14 protein-coding genes are annotated in these 14115 nt (G+C 59.9%); 10 read left to right on the top strand and 4 right to left on the bottom strand.

Translation table 11 applies throughout. The features are described 5' to 3' along the window. Positions 1–99: 99 nt before the first annotated feature. The 10 genes from C3F36_RS09440 (at position 100) to C3F36_RS09395 (ending at position 8926) form a co-directional block, all read left to right on the top strand. Complete coding sequence (locus C3F36_RS09440; protein ID WP_104454966.1) at positions 100–1782, top strand: HAD-IIIC family phosphatase; 1683 nt, start codon at positions 100–102, stop codon at positions 1780–1782. Further along, a complete protein-coding gene (locus C3F36_RS09435) occupies positions 1775–1999 on the top strand; it encodes an acyl carrier protein (protein WP_024945539.1) in 225 nt (74 codons plus the stop codon). The genes C3F36_RS09440 and C3F36_RS09435 overlap by 8 nt, the downstream gene beginning before the upstream one ends. Next, on the top strand, positions 1996–2760 hold the full coding sequence (locus C3F36_RS09430) for an AAC(3) family N-acetyltransferase (RefSeq protein ID WP_104454965.1): 765 nt from the start codon (positions 1996–1998) through the stop codon (positions 2758–2760). The genes C3F36_RS09435 and C3F36_RS09430 overlap by 4 nt, the downstream gene beginning before the upstream one ends. Further along, positions 2750–3151: a VOC family protein gene (locus C3F36_RS09425; protein WP_104454964.1), complete on the top strand. Its 402-nt coding sequence runs from the start codon at positions 2750–2752 to the stop codon at positions 3149–3151. Before C3F36_RS09430 ends, C3F36_RS09425 begins: the two co-directional genes overlap by 11 nt. Beyond that, positions 3148–4488 (top strand): DUF4910 domain-containing protein, encoded by a 1341-nt coding sequence (locus C3F36_RS09420; protein ID WP_104454963.1) that lies wholly within the window; start codon positions 3148–3150, stop codon positions 4486–4488. Before C3F36_RS09425 ends, C3F36_RS09420 begins: the two co-directional genes overlap by 4 nt. 102 nt (positions 4489–4590) lie before the next feature. Continuing rightward, complete coding sequence (locus C3F36_RS09415; RefSeq protein ID WP_233759736.1) at positions 4591–5334, top strand: class I SAM-dependent methyltransferase; 744 nt, start codon at positions 4591–4593, stop codon at positions 5332–5334. A 21-nt stretch (positions 5335–5355) separates the two neighbouring features. Further along, the gene (locus tag C3F36_RS09410) at positions 5356–6273 is read left to right on the top strand and encodes an IS5 family transposase (RefSeq protein ID WP_104454370.1); all 918 of its coding nucleotides are present in this window, start codon (positions 5356–5358) and stop codon (positions 6271–6273) included. 109 nt (positions 6274–6382) lie between these two features. Further along, positions 6383–6766 carry a hypothetical protein gene (locus C3F36_RS09405; protein ID WP_233759735.1) on the top strand — a complete coding sequence of 128 codons (384 nt, stop codon included), beginning with the start codon at positions 6383–6385 and terminating at the stop codon, positions 6764–6766. 226 nt (positions 6767–6992) lie between these two features. Next, positions 6993–7940, top strand: coding sequence for an IS30-like element ISAs2 family transposase (locus C3F36_RS09400; RefSeq protein ID WP_019706001.1), 948 nt, complete (start codon positions 6993–6995; stop codon positions 7938–7940). A 38-nt stretch (positions 7941–7978) separates the two neighbouring features. Next, positions 7979–8926: an IS30-like element ISAs2 family transposase gene (locus C3F36_RS09395; protein WP_104454191.1), complete on the top strand. Its 948-nt coding sequence runs from the start codon at positions 7979–7981 to the stop codon at positions 8924–8926. A gap of 138 nt (positions 8927–9064) precedes the next feature. On the opposite strand, the gene malZ is transcribed toward C3F36_RS09395, so the two are convergent. From malZ to yegD, 4 genes are all read right to left on the bottom strand, one after another. Then, the gene (gene malZ, locus C3F36_RS09390; protein WP_029314873.1) at positions 9065–10894 is read right to left on the bottom strand and encodes a maltodextrin glucosidase; all 1830 of its coding nucleotides are present in this window, start codon (positions 10892–10894) and stop codon (positions 9065–9067) included. 245 nt (positions 10895–11139) lie between these two features. Then, entirely contained in the window at positions 11140–11988 is an 849-nt protein-coding gene (locus C3F36_RS09385) for an HDOD domain-containing protein (RefSeq protein WP_039039670.1), read from the bottom strand. Between the two features lie 69 nt (positions 11989–12057). Then, positions 12058–12477 carry an META domain-containing protein gene (locus C3F36_RS09380; protein WP_010676067.1) on the bottom strand — a complete coding sequence of 140 codons (420 nt, stop codon included), beginning with the start codon at positions 12475–12477 and terminating at the stop codon, positions 12058–12060. Positions 12478–12655: 178 nt separating this feature from the next. After that, on the bottom strand, positions 12656–14017 hold the full coding sequence (gene yegD / locus C3F36_RS09375) for a molecular chaperone (RefSeq protein ID WP_104454961.1): 1362 nt from the start codon (positions 14015–14017) through the stop codon (positions 12656–12658). Between the last annotated feature and the right edge of the window lie 98 nt (positions 14018–14115).

Below are 14115 nucleotides of genomic sequence, written 5' to 3'. Positions count from 1 at the left end.
ATAAATGACTGAAAAGGCTTTTATTTTTCTAGAAGATCAAAGACGATCAAGCAAAGTTATTAAAACTTGGATGGTGCCGACAGCGGAGTGGGAGAAGCCATGACATCGATTCATCTCAGTGGCAGTTCGTTCTTGATGCCGGGCAACATCGCCTGGCGACCCCTGGCTGAATACGGCGAAGTGCAGGTGACCCCCCATGGCCAGTGGTTGCAGACCCTGATGCACCAGAGTGCCGATGCCGCGGCCGGGACCCACATCATCATCTGGTTGTGGGAAGATCTGGTGCCCGCCCGGACCCTGCAGGAGTGGGGTCGTCTGGCACTGGACAAGCAGCAACTGGCGGTTGCCGCCTTCGTCGACGCGCTCTGCCAGCCTCTGTTGCAGCATCTGCAGCGCCGCCCGCAGGATCACCTGCTGGTGGGGGCCTGCAGCCATGCCCCGCTCTGTGTCTATGGCCCGGCCCCTGCAGTGCTCGCTGTGCTGGCCGGTGCGTTCGAGCAGCAGATGGCCCGCCTGCGCCTGCAGCAACCCGGCTTGGACGACCTGCACCTGCCGCTCTGGCTGCAACAGCATGGCCGCCAGCACTGCTTCGATCGGCGCAACCTCTATCTGATGTCCTGCCCCTTCTCCATGGCCGGTCTGGCCAGCCTGGCGCAGTGGATTCTTCCCTTGCTGCAGCGGTTGCAGCAACCCGCCCACAAGGTGCTGGTGCTCGACTGCGACAATACCCTGTGGGGCGGCGTGGTCGGCGAAGACGGTGTCGGCGGCGTCCTGCTGGGGCAGGACGGGATGGGCCGGCTCTACCAAGCCTTCCAGCAGGCGGCCAGCCACTGGCACGGGCAGGGCATAGTGCTGGCGCTCTGCTCCAAGAATCTGGCGGACGATGTGTGGCGGCTGTTTGACGAGCATCCCGGCATGGTGCTGACACGGGCGCAGATCGCCGCCGCCGAGATCGGTTGGGAGCCAAAGTCCCAGGGGTTGCGGCGGCTGGCCACGCGCCTCAATGTCGGGCTGGACAGCCTGGTCTTCTGGGATGACAGCGAGCTGGAGCGGGCCGAGGTGCAAGCCAACTGCCCCGAGGTGATGGTGATGACCCCGCCGGCCGATCTCTGGAGCTGGCCGGATGCCCTGCTGACGCTGCCGGCCCTGTGCAGTCGCCACCAGAGCCGGGATGACGGCCTGCGGCAGCACTCCTATCAGGCCCAGGCCGAGGCCGAGGCTGTGCGCCGGCAATTGGGCGACGAGCACGCCTTTCTGCGGCAATTGGCGCTGCAGGCCGACTGGCAGATGCTCTCCCCGGGCAACCAGTTGCGAGCCGAACAGCTCAGCCAGAAGACCAATCAGTTCAACCTCTCCGGCCGCCGCTATCAGGCGGCGGAGCTGGCCCGGCTGGCCAGCGAGGGAGGCGACGTCTGGCTGGCCAGTCTGCGAGACCGATTCGCCGATCACGGCATGACGGCCCTGCTGGTGGTGCGCCCGCTCGAGGAGGGCAGGGCGCTGCTGGATACCTTGGCCATCAGCTGCCGGGTGCTGGGTCGCGGCTTTGAATACTGGCTGCTGGCGCAACTGGCAAACCATCTGCGGGCGCAAGGCGTGACCGAGCTGGTCATCAGCCTGGTTGCCACCACCCGCAACCAGCCGGCGCGGGATTTTCTGGCGAGCCTGCCAACCCGGCCGATAACCACTCCAGCGGGGTTGCTGCCGCTGGCGGACGAGCTGTTCCTCACGCTTGATCTCTGTTCTCTTTCTCTCCCGTTTTTGGAGTTCTATGCCAATGAATGACCTTATCGCGCTGGCACACCAGCAGTTCCCCCAGGCCAGTGTCAATGCACAGTCTGCCCTCGGCAGCTTTCCCGAGTGGGATTCTCTGGGTCACTTCAACCTGCTGCTGCTGGTCGAGCAGCACTATGCCGTGCGGTTCGAGCCGCACGAACTGGCCGAGTTGAAGAGTCTGGCCGACATCCAGCAAGCCCTGCTGCGCAAAGGGGTTGCCGTGTGAAACAGGCACTCGAGCAGGCGCTGACCGAGCTGGGGATCCCCAGAGGCGGCGCCCTGATGGTGCACTCGGATGCCATGGTGGTGGCCCAGTTTGCCGGCATGGGCAACGCCGCAGGCATCGCGGCCTTCTGGACATGCCTGGAGCAGTGGCTGGGCGGACACCTGCTGGTGCCGACCTTCAGCTACAGCCCGATGGCGGACGAGTGCTTCGACCCTGTGCAGACCCCGAGCAAGGTGGGCTTGATGACGGAGCTGTTCCGCCAGCGAGAAGGGGTGGTCCGCACGCGTGATCCCGTCTTCAGTATGGCGATCAGCGGCCCGCAGGGTCCTGCGCTGGTGGCGCGGGAGTGTCACGACTGCTTCGGTCAGGAGAGCCCGTTCGGCTGGCTGGCGGAACAGGACGGCTGGCTGCTGGGGCTGGGTTGCCACCCCGACCGCATCACCTTCACCCACTACGTGGAGCAGCGGCTGGTCGTCTCCTACCGCTATCACAAGATGTTTGCGGGTCAGGTGCGCGTCGATAGCCGCGTGCGGGAGTGGCAGGCGGATTACTATGTGCGCGACCTGTCGCTGGCCAGCGAAATCGACCTCTCCCGGCTGGTGGCCCTGCTGCAGGAGCGGGGTGCCTGGCGCCAGACGCTGTGCCAGCGGGTGCCGGTCTGGGCGGTGTCGTGCCGCGACTTCATCCTGGCTGCCAGCGAGTTGCTGGCGGCAGCCCCATACGCCCTGATCCGGGCGGGAGGAGAACCCCATGCAGTTTGATCACATCGGACTGGTGGTGCCGGACCTGGCGAGCGGTGTGGCCTATTGCCGCGACGTGCTGGGGTTGAGCCGCTTCTCGGTTGCGGTGGAAGATCCGCTGCAACGGGTCTGGGTGCAGTTCGTACATGACGACCATGGCCTCTGCTACGAGCTGGTCTCCCCGGCCAGCGAGGAGAGCCCGGTCGCCCAGGTGCTCAAGACCCGGCGCAACGTCATCAACCACCTTGCCTATCGGGTGAGCAACCTGCAGGCGAGCGCCGAACGGCTACGCACACAGCGCCACCTGCCCCTTGGGCCCAGCCAGCCAGCGATCGCTTTTGGGGGCTCTCATGTCCAGTTTTTTCTCAGTCCCTTGGGACATATTGTTGAGCTAATTGAGGGGGTTGAATGATGCCGAATCATGACAGTTGTTATTTGCCTACAGACTGGGCTGACCAGGATCAGCTTGGCGAACAGCTGCATCGTTTGCTTTCCTTGCTGTTTCCGCTCAATCGCAGCTTGACAGGCGATGGTGTAAGAAAAACATTGGCCCTGTTTCGCGAACATTGTTTACCTGAATTGCAGATCCATGAAGTTGCCAGCGGAAGCACATTTTTTGATTGGACAGTGCCGGATGAGTGGAATGTCAGAGAGGCTTACATCTTGGGACCTGATGGGCACAAGGTGGTTGATTTCAATGATAGTAGCTTGCATTTGGTGGGTTACTCAGAACCGGTACGCTGTACTCTCCCTTTAGCAGAATTACAACCTCACTTGCACTCCTTGCCTGAGTTACCGGATGCCATCCCCTATGTCACGTCTTATTATCAGCGCCGTTGGGGCTTTTGTTTACCCCACAATGTGCGGGAAGCGTTACCCGAAGGAAATTATGAGGTTGTGATCGATACCAGCTTGCAACCGGGCTCACTGACTTATGCCGAGTGGGTGCTACCGGGGGAGAGTGAGCAGGAAATCTTGTTATCCAGCTATGTTTGCCACCCCTCCATGGCCAACAACGAGTTGTCCGGCCCAGGTGTCGGAGTGTTTTTGATGGCCTGGCTGGCCTCCTTGCCTAAGCGACGCTACAGCTATCGATTGATGCTTGTTCCTGAGACAATCGGGTCTATCGTTTATCTCTCTCGCCATCTGGAGCACCTCAAGTCTCATACGTTGGCTGGTTTTAATCTGACATGTATGGGGGATGAAAGGTGTTACTCATTCTTACCATCCAGACAGGGGAATTCTATAGCTGATCGCATAGGACGCCATGTGTTGGGCCATATCGCACCTGATTATATGGCGTATAGCTATCTTGATCGGGGTTCCAACGAACGTCAGCTATGTGCTCCTGGCATAGACTTGCCAGTCACCACCATGATGCGCAGCAAGTACGGTTGTTATTCCGAATACCACACCTCTTTGGACGATCTTACTCTGGTCACGCCGCGGGGGCTGGCGGATAGTTTCCTAGCGTTGCGGCGGGCGATCGAGTGTCTGGAGTTGGATGAATACTGTGAGGCTACCGTATTGGGTGAGCCCCAATTGGGGCGTCGTGGCCTCTATCCGAATCTATCAACACGTGAGTCCGGTGCACAGGTAAAGGACATGATGAACCTGCTGGCTTACAGCGATGGTCATCTGAGCCTTTTTGAGATTGCCGAGATCATCGAAGTACCGTTTTGGCGAGTCGAGCCCTTGGCTAGAAAGCTTATGGATGCAGGGGTTCTGCGCAGGCGTAGTCGTCTTTGAGAATAGGTATTTCGTTGCATGATGTGATGGATGAGAATCCATAGATATTGCGATCGTTCAACTTTGTTTCATCAATCCTGATCACATCGTTAGGAGAGGATCATGAGATGTCCATATTGTCACAGTGATAACACATTGGTTTTCCTTGAACGCAAGATGCCAGCCGTTTTATCTGCATACTCAGGTGATTTTCCGGTAAAGGTGTCGGAATTGCAGGTCAGTGCCTGCAAAGATTGTCTGGTGGGGTTTGCATCCAAGAAATTATCATCGGAAGAACTAACGGAAATATATGACAACTATCTATATATTTCTCCGCTGAATAATATCGGCGCCTCTAAATATGACGGTATGATTGATACCATAACAAGTCATTTTGGCAAAGATGAAAATATACTGGAGATTGGCTGTTCAGAAGGATATTTGCTGAAAAAACTGAACGAGAGCGGATTCTCCAATGTAACAGGAATTGAGCCCGGCCCCCAAGCCGATATTGCGAAGGGCTTGGGGCTTAACGTTATAAAGGGTTATTTTAATGCTGGCCATGTTCCGGACAAGGTAGATGGTTACTATCTTATGCATGTATTTGAGCATTTTGAAGACCCCTTCTCAATCTTTAAATTGATGACGGAAACGTTGAATGATGCCGGAAGAATCGTCATTGAAGTTCCTGATTTTGGTGGTTTTCATGTACAGCACCTCTTCTACTATAATATCTACTTCATGCAAGTTTTGGCCCGTGACAACAAACTTAAAATAATATATCACCGTGTTGAGAATGGCAGTTTAAGGGGGCCTTGTTGCTCAAATCGGGGAACTATCTGTCATCTCGGTGATCTGATCCTGTAGCGCAGTCTCCGAGAGCATCAGATGGGCAAGTCCAAGCACAAGATCAGCAACTGGCAGCAGTACAACCAAGCCTTGGTGCAACGCGGTTCGTTGACCATCTGGATGGACGAACAAGCCATTAAGCAGTGGCATTGCCTGGTCCACCATGGCCGCCGAGGGAGAGGTTTCCACTACAGTGACACCGCCATTGAGACGGCCCTGATGCTAAAAGGCTTGTTCAAGTTGCCGCTGCGGGCGCTAGAAGGCTTCATTAACTCGTTGTTCCAACTGATGGCGGTGCCTTTGCAGTCGCCGGACTATAGCTGTATCAGCAAGCGCGCCAAGACCGTCGACATCAAGTACCGCGTCCCCAGCCAAGGCCCGGTGGCTCACTTGGTCATTGATGCCACCGGCCTCAAGGTCTATGGCGAAGGCGAATGGAAAATTCGCAAACACGGCAAGGAGAAGCGACGAGTGTGGCGCAAGCTCCACTTGGCGGTGGATGCCACAACCCATGCGGTCATCGCTGCCGAAGTCAGCCTGGAGACGGTGGCGGATAACGAGGTGTTACCGACGTTGCTCAACCCCTTACGACGCAAGATAAAACAGGTCAGCGCCGATGGTGCGTATGACACCAAGGCCTGTCATGCGCTACTGAAGAAGAAGGGGGCGAAAGCCACCATACCGCCGAGAAAAAATGCGGCACCGTGGGAGGAAGGCCATCCCCGCAACGAGGCGGTGACGGCGCTCAAGGCCGGTGAACTGAAGCAATGGAAGAAAGACTCCGGCTATCACCAGCGCTCGATAGCCGAGACCGCCATGTACCGGTTCAAGCAACTCATCGGGCCAACGCTGAGCCTGCGGAACTACAACGCCCAGGTGGGCGAAATCCTGGCTGGCGTGAAGGTGATGAACAAGCTGATAGGGCTTGGTATGCCTGTTCGCCAGCCAGTGAATTGAGTGGTATCAACGGGTTGGGGAACGGCCATCCAGCGACGGATTTGATCAACAACGCCGTTTAAGGGTCGTTTTTGTCAAGACTGAAAATACCCGTTACAACGAAATTGAAGTGGCCTTTGATAAAGCCTTTTATATCAATAATCTCTCAATATTCAAGCAGCGGTGCGATGCATCTCGCGACAGAGTAAATGATTTTCTTAGAAAGGCAGACAGCGTTGTCTGGTGGGGGGCTGGTTCTGCATCAGTGATTCTTCTGAATGGGATTGAGAAAGAGATTTTGGACAGTACGAATATCATTGTCGTTGATGGTGACAAGAATAAAGCCGATCGCATATTGCCTGGTGTGAATCTCAAAGTGAGTTATTTTGAGAAGATCCGTAATCAGCATGTCAGCAATCTGGTAATTGCTTCAAGTTTCTATAAGGAAATATTTGAAACAATGAAAGTTCATGGTGTCACCTATGAACATGTCGAGGTATTTAGTGATGCCTGATTAAAGGCATAAGGAGGAGGCGGGAATTCAGATAATAAGTGCGACACTCATGGATGAATGGCGAGAGGTGGCCAACTGCTGATTGGTGGTACCCTTATGCTCGCCAAAGTAAAAGCAGTATCGGGAATTCAGATAATAAGTGCGACACTCATGGATGAATGGCGAGAGGTGGCCAACTGCTGATTGGTGGTACCCTTATGCTCGCCAAAGTAAAAGCAGTATCACCATGAGCTATCAGCAGTTGACCGAGGGGCAACGATACCAGTTATCGGTGCTTCGCGCACAGGGGATGTCCATCCTTGCCACCGCACGCGCCATTGGCGTTCATCGCTCCACCCTCTACCGGGAGCTGCGTCGTAACGCCGGGCCGCAGGGCTACCAGCCAGACAATGCGCATCAGCACGCCACCCACCGACGGGCCAGTGCGGCCAAATCTCGGCTATCTGCCGATGTCATCCAGTTTGTCGAGCTGACACTCGCCTGGTGGTGGAGCCCGGAGCAGATAAGCGCGGTGGGCAAGCAGATAGGCCTCATGGTGAGTCACGAGTGGATATACCGCCATGTGGCCGCCGACAAAGCCCGGGGTGGCCAGTTGTACCGCCATCTGCGCCAGGGCCACAAGCGCTACCGCAAGGGGGCGAGCAGCCTGCGTTCTCCCATCAAGGAAGCCCGCTCTATTGATGAACGGCCGGCTATCGTCGATAGCCGGGAGCGGCTCGGTGATTGGGAGGCGGACACGGTGCTGGGCAAGCAAGGCACAGGTGCACTGGTCACCCTGGTGGAGCGCAAGAGCCGGCTCTATCTGGTCAAGCGGGTCGCGAGCAAACAGGCTGGGGTGGTGCGGGATGCGATAATCGAGATGTTAACGCCCTACATCGAGCAGGTGCATACCATCACCTTTGACAACGGCGGCGAGTTTGCCGAACACAAGGCGATAGAGGAAGCGCTGGGTGCCGAGACTTACTTTGCGCACCCTTACTCTTCGTGGGAGCGCGGTCTGAACGAGAACAGCAATGGGCTGTTGAGGCAGTTTATCCCAAAGGGAACAGACCTGAGAGAGGTCACGGACGAGGATGTCAGGAGAGCGGAGCAGTGGCTCAACCTACGACCTCGGAAATGTCTCGGATTCAGGCAGCCTGTCAAGGTATTCGAAGAGTACCGTCAGGCGGCATAGGCGAGTGTCGCACTTCGAAGTTGAATTCGCGTATCACCATGAGCTATCAGCAGTTGACCGAGGGGCAACGATACCAGTTATCGGTGCTTCGCGCACAGGGGATGTCCATCCTTGCCACCGCACGCGCCATTGGCGTTCATCGCTCCACCCTCTACCGGGAGCTGCGTCGTAACGCCGGGCCGCAGGGCTACCAGCCAGACAATGCGCATCAGCACGCCACCCACCGACGGGCCAGTGCGGCCAAATCTCGGCTATCTGCCGATGTCATCCAGTTTGTCGAGCTGACACTCGCCTGGTGGTGGAGCCCGGAGCAGATAAGCGCGGTGGGCAAGCAGATAGGCCTCATGGTGAGTCACGAGTGGATATACCGCCATGTGGCCGCCGACAAAGCCCGGGGTGGCCAGTTGTACCGCCATCTGCGCCAGGGCCACAAGCGCTACCGCAAGGGGGCGAGCAGCCTGCGTTCTCCCATCAAGGAAGCCCGCTCTATTGATGAACGGCCGGCTATCGTCGATAGCCGGGAGCGGCTCGGTGATTGGGAGGCGGACACGGTGCTGGGCAAGCAAGGCACAGGTGCACTGGTCACCCTGGTGGAGCGCAAGAGCCGGCTCTATCTGGTCAAGCGGGTCGCGAGCAAACAGGCTGGGGTGGTGCGGGATGCGATAATCGAGATGTTAACGCCCTACATCGAGCAGGTGCATACCATCACCTTTGACAACGGCGGCGAGTTTGCCGAACACAAGGCGATAGAGGAAGCGCTGGGTGCCGAGACTTACTTTGCGCACCCTTACTCTTCGTGGGAGCGCGGTCTGAACGAGAACAGCAATGGGCTGTTGAGGCAGTTTATCCCAAAGGGAACAGACCTGAGAGAGGTCACGGACGAGGATGTCAGGAGAGCGGAGCAGTGGCTCAACCTACGACCTCGGAAATGTCTCGGATTCAGGCAGCCTGTCAAGGTATTCGAAGAGTACTGTCAGGCGGCATAGGCGAGTGTCGCACTTCGAAGTTGAATTCGCGAGGAACGTCAGAATGACGTGTAGTAAATAATTTTACTGGTCGGAAATTGATAATGACCGGGAGTAATGGCGGGACAGAGCCCGCCATCTACTTGATCCTCTCTCAGGTCAGCTCGACAGCAGTACCCTGGCCGAGTTGGCCGGGATGGTGAGCTGCACCTCCCCCTGCACCACCTCGAACTTGTCGCCGTTGAAGGCGTCGGTGAAGCGGCTGGCGGGGCTGGCGGTCTGCCACAGGGGCAGGCTGATGGTGCGCGGCTCCGTGGGGTGGCGGTTGCAGGCGACCACCACCTGATCGCTTTGCAGGGTACGGGCGAACACATAGCTGTGAGGGCCGGCGTAGAGGGTCTGGATGTCTCCCCGACGCAGGGCCGGGCGCTGGCGGCGCAGCTGGATCAGGCGGCGATAGTGGTCGTGCAGCACGTGATCCCAGTCGGTGGTATCCCAGGGGAAGCAGCGGCGGCAGTCCGGGTCGTTGCCGCCGGAGAGCCCCACCTCGTCGCCGTAGTAGATGGAGGGCACGCCGATGTAGGTGATGAGCAGGGTGGCGGCGAGTCGCATCCGCTGCTTGTCTTCCCCCAGCAGGTGCAGGAAGCGGGCGGTGTCGTGGCTGTCCAGCAGGTTGAACTGGGCCAGCTGGTTCTTGAACGGAATATGGGCCCGCGCCAGCTTGAGCCAGTGATCCAGCTCGGTGGCGCTGATCTTGATGGGGTGATAGGCGATGTCCTGCCCCGCCAGGAAAGCGCGGATGGGGTGGGCGAAGCCGTAGTAGTTCATCGCGCCATCCTCCTGATCCCCCTGCAGCCACTGGCTCGCCTCGAAGAAGTGCTCGCCGAGGACGTAGGCGTCCGGATTCTCCTGCTTCACCGCGCCGCGAATGGCGCGCACATGGCCGCGATTGCCCTCGGCAGTGCCCCGCTCCCCCAGCATGTGGATGACGTCGAAGCGCCAGCCATCGATCTGGTAGGGGGCGCGCATCCAGTAGCGCAGAATGGCGTTGTCTGCCCGATAAACGGCGTCCTGCACCTGTTCACTTGAGAAATCCAGCTTGGGCAGGCTGCGGATCCCTTTCCAGCTAACATAATCCCCTTCCTGATCGAAGGTGTAGAAGCTGCGCCAGGGGGAGTCCGGGTTGCTCTGGGCGCCCAGCGGCGGGCAGAACCAGGGGTGCTCGGTGGAGGTGTGGTTGACCACCGCATCCAGGATGATCCGCATGCCGCGCTGGTGCAGGTTGCGGGTCAGCTCGGCAAACTGGGCATTGGTACCGAGGTGCGCATCCACCTTGAAGTAGTCCTGGGTGTCGTACTTGTGGTTGCTCGGCGAATCGAAGATGGGGTTGAGGTAGAGCGCCGTCACCCCCAGGGATTGCAGGTAGTGCAGCTTGGCGTCGATGCCCGCCAGATCCCCGCCGTAGAATTCACAGGCGCCGTGCCCCTCTTCGTGGCGGCTGACCGGCTCGCCCCAGGCCTTGCTGATGACCGCCTTGCCCCTGTACTCGTACTCGTGATGCTTGACGCTCAGCGACGGGTCGCCGTTGCAGAAGCGGTCGGGGAAGATCTGGTAGAACACCTGATCCTGTACCCAGGCCGGGGGCTGGTGATGGCTGTTGAAGCGGAAATGCTGCTCCCGCGGCGGCATGGCGGCGCTGACGCCTGCCCCGTGCAGCCACCACTGCTCCTCGTCGGTGAGGCACTTGAAGCAGTAGAGGTGGATCTCCTGCCCCCTGGCCAGCGGCAGTTCGACCTGCCAGACCTGAAGCCTGTCCCGGGTGGCGACCGGCGTCATGGCGACCAGATACTCCTCGTTGTCCGGCTCGTGGCGCAGCCACACCTCGCGGATGGGGGCGTCCAGCTCGCTGAACAGGGTGAGCTGCAGGGTGTCGGCACTCTCTTTGAACCAGGGTGCCGCCTGGGGGTGAAACAGGAAGGGATGGGTCATGGTATCTACTGTGTCAGAGAGGCTCAGGAATGGGGGATGGGCGCAGGCCATCTTATCCCGTCCATGGGCGTGTGTATGTGACGACCGGCCAGAATGAGACGGTGCTTCCGGCTTGGCTGGGCGGTCTGCCGTGACGCTATTGGGTCAGCAAATCGGCAAGGGCGTTGCCCTGCTCGTGCAGGTGTTCGAGCTGTTCCGCCAGAATGAGACGGGGATCCGGCTCCTGCTGATCGGCCGTTGTACATCTACTGGGTCAGCAAATCGGCCAGGGCGTTGCCCTGTTCGTGGAGCTGCTCCAGCTGATCCGCCAGGCTGGCGGGATCCAGCCCCAGCTGGTCAGCCAGGGTTCTGGGGAAACGGGCGATGATGGCCTGGGCCGGTACGCCGGCCTGCCAGGCGAAGGAGACGAAGACGGCGAGCCGGATGAGCACGGCCTCCTTGCTGACCGGATCGTGGGAGAGGGGGTCGAGCTGCTGGGCGATGGCATCCACGAAGGCGGGCGACAGGTTCCAGCGCCGCGCCAGCTCTGCGCCGAGCTGGGCATAGTCGTAACCCAGCATCTCCCGCTGGGCATCGACCCGGCTGCTGCCTTTCTCGATGGCCAGATTGATGAGCCCCGCCTCTTCCGGCAGGGTGCTCTGGATCAGCAGCTCGCCGATGTTGTGAATGAGGGCGCAGGTGAAGGCGGTCTCGGGATCCACCGAGGTGGTCTGCTGTGCCAGGGTGCGGGCAATGGTGGCGACCTGGAAGGTCTGGGTCCAGAAGTGGAGCTTGTCAAAGCCGGGAGGGGCCTTGAAGCTGCTGATGATGCCGGAGGCGACTACCACGGAGCGCAGGCGGTTGAAACCGAGGCGGATCACCGCCTGTTCGATGGAGGTGATTTCATTGCCACGGCGCAGGGCGGCGGAGTTGGCCATCCGCAGTACCTTGACGCTGATCACCTGGTCCATGGCGATCTTGGCCGCGATCTCGTCGATGCGGGCATTCTCGTCGTTGAAACTCTGCATCAGCTCGTGCAGCAGTTTCGGAATTGTGGGCAGTTGCTTGATCTTGCCAAACAGGCGATCCATCGACATGGCTGAGGCAGCCTCCATTGCTAACAATGCCTCATATTGTGCCACAGCCTGGCCAGTTGTTCCTGCTGGCGAGCGGTTTTGTGAGCCCTAGTACACCCAGTCTTGCAGTCTGTATTCCAAACGGTGCCGTTTTCCCTGGAGGATCAGGGTCTGGGTGGAACCGCTCAGTGTGGCCCCCTCCGTCAGGGTGGCGAGCACGGCCTGCTCTATCAGATCGAGTTCGGGGGGACAGGCCATGGCGGTGCTGCCGAGGCTGGTGACCCAGAGCTTGTTCCCCTTGAGGTGACCCTGGCCGAAGTAGCGGTTGCAACCGGCGATGCCGTTGACGGTGAAGTGCTCACCGATCTCGATGTCGGGGGGATTGCTGCGGCGGCTGGCGATGGCCTGGCCATCCAGCCGATCGAGCACCCAGTGATGGTGTTGCAGGTCTTGCGAGGCAAAGCGGGGAGCACTGCTGCAGGCGCTGAGCAGAAGCAGGGCGAGCAACAGTAGCAGGTATCTGGGCATTGAAGGGGCTCCGGTGGTGGGTATGACAAGCATACCCGTCCCCGGGCCCAGGCGGCAGGGCGAGGGGGGAGGAGCCCGACCGCTTCTGTCGCCCCGGGGGAAGAGGGGGTGTCGGCAAATGGCAACACCCGCCCCGAGCGAACCTGTCTACCGGTTGCCCATGGCTCCCCTGGCCGTCTCAGTCCGCAAACAGGCGCTCGGCATAGCGGGCGAGGCCCGAGGCCACCGAACCGAAGTCATCACCCCCCTCCAGCGGTACCTTGGGCAGTTTCTGCTGGATGAAGGCCTTGATGAGGGGGGAGCGGGCACTGCCGCCGGTGACGAAGACCCGGTCAGGCTGCACGCCTGCCGCCAGGATAGCCTCGTCCATCAGCTCGCCAATCTTCTCCAGCAAGGGGGCGGAAGCACTGGCCAGCTGGGGGCGGGTGAGTGCCGCCTCCAGCCCTTTTTCCAGCTCGTTCAGGGTCTGGTGATTGTGCTCGTGGTCGGAGAGGGCGATTTTGCCCTGCTCGGCGCGCCACACCAGTTGATGGCTCAGCTTGTGGGCCCGCAGGCTGGCGAGGCGCGGGAGCTTGCTGCCTGGCTGGCTGTCGAGCTGGAGATCCTGCAACTGGCGGGCGGTATCCAGGCTGTAGAAACGGCTCTGGGCACTGACGTCATTGATGGCGGCGGCGTCCCAGAACAGGGGATGGGGCAGCGGCTTGCCGGTCTTGAGGGTCTCGTGCATGCCGAGCAGCGGCATCATGCCCTCCACGGTCAGGCGGATGTCGAAGTCGTTGCCCCCGATGCGCTGGCCGCTGTGACCGAGCAGATCGCCGCTGCGATCCAGCTGGTCACGGTGGCTCGGGCCCATGCGCAGTACGGAGCAGTCGGTGGTCCCGCCCCCGATGTCCACCACCAGCACCACCGCATCCTCGGTGAGGCGCGCTTCGAACTCGAAGCCGGCGGCCACCGGCTCATAGAGGAACTCCACCCGCTCGAACCCAGCGAGGCGTGCCGCCTCGCTCAGGATGGCGATGGCCTGGCGGTTGCTCTCTTCCCCCGCCAGTCCCTGGAAGTTGACCGGTCGGCCGATCACCGCCTGGCGGATGGTGCTGCCCGTCTGCTGCTCCGTCTCCCGGCGCACGTGCAGCATCATGGCGCAGACGATGTCCTCGAACAGGGCGATCTGGGGAGCCTTGAGGCCATAGGCCCCGAGAAAGGATTTGGGGGACTTGATGTAGTAGCCCTCGTCCGGCTCTTCCAGATAGCGCGCCAGCGCCGCACCGCCGAAGCTCAGCTCGTCGATGAGTCCCTCTTCGCGCATCTGGCGGCGCACCGCCTGGGCCCGGGTCACCACGGGACCGCGCAGCTTGAGGTATTCGCTCTGCTGGACGGGGGCCAGCCCTTCGGCCAGGAGGCCTGCGATGGCGTCCCGGTGGGGGGCGTGCAGGGTGGAGGGAAGGTAATGGGAACCGGAGAGGGTCAGCAGCCTGGGGCTGCCCTGTTCCATCACGGCGACGGCACAGTTGGAGGTACCGTAATCAAATCCGATGAACATGCTGGCCAGACTCCTGTACAAAAAAGGGCTGGTAGCCTACCCGATGCCGCCGGGTCTCACAACCCGGCGGCGGGATCAATGGCGTGGCGACAACGCCT

The organism is Aeromonas sp. ASNIH2, from assembly GCF_002934795.1.
Lineage (GTDB): Bacteria > Pseudomonadota > Gammaproteobacteria > Enterobacterales > Aeromonadaceae > Aeromonas > Aeromonas caviae.
This window is presented reverse-complemented; position numbering and strand designations above follow the sequence as displayed.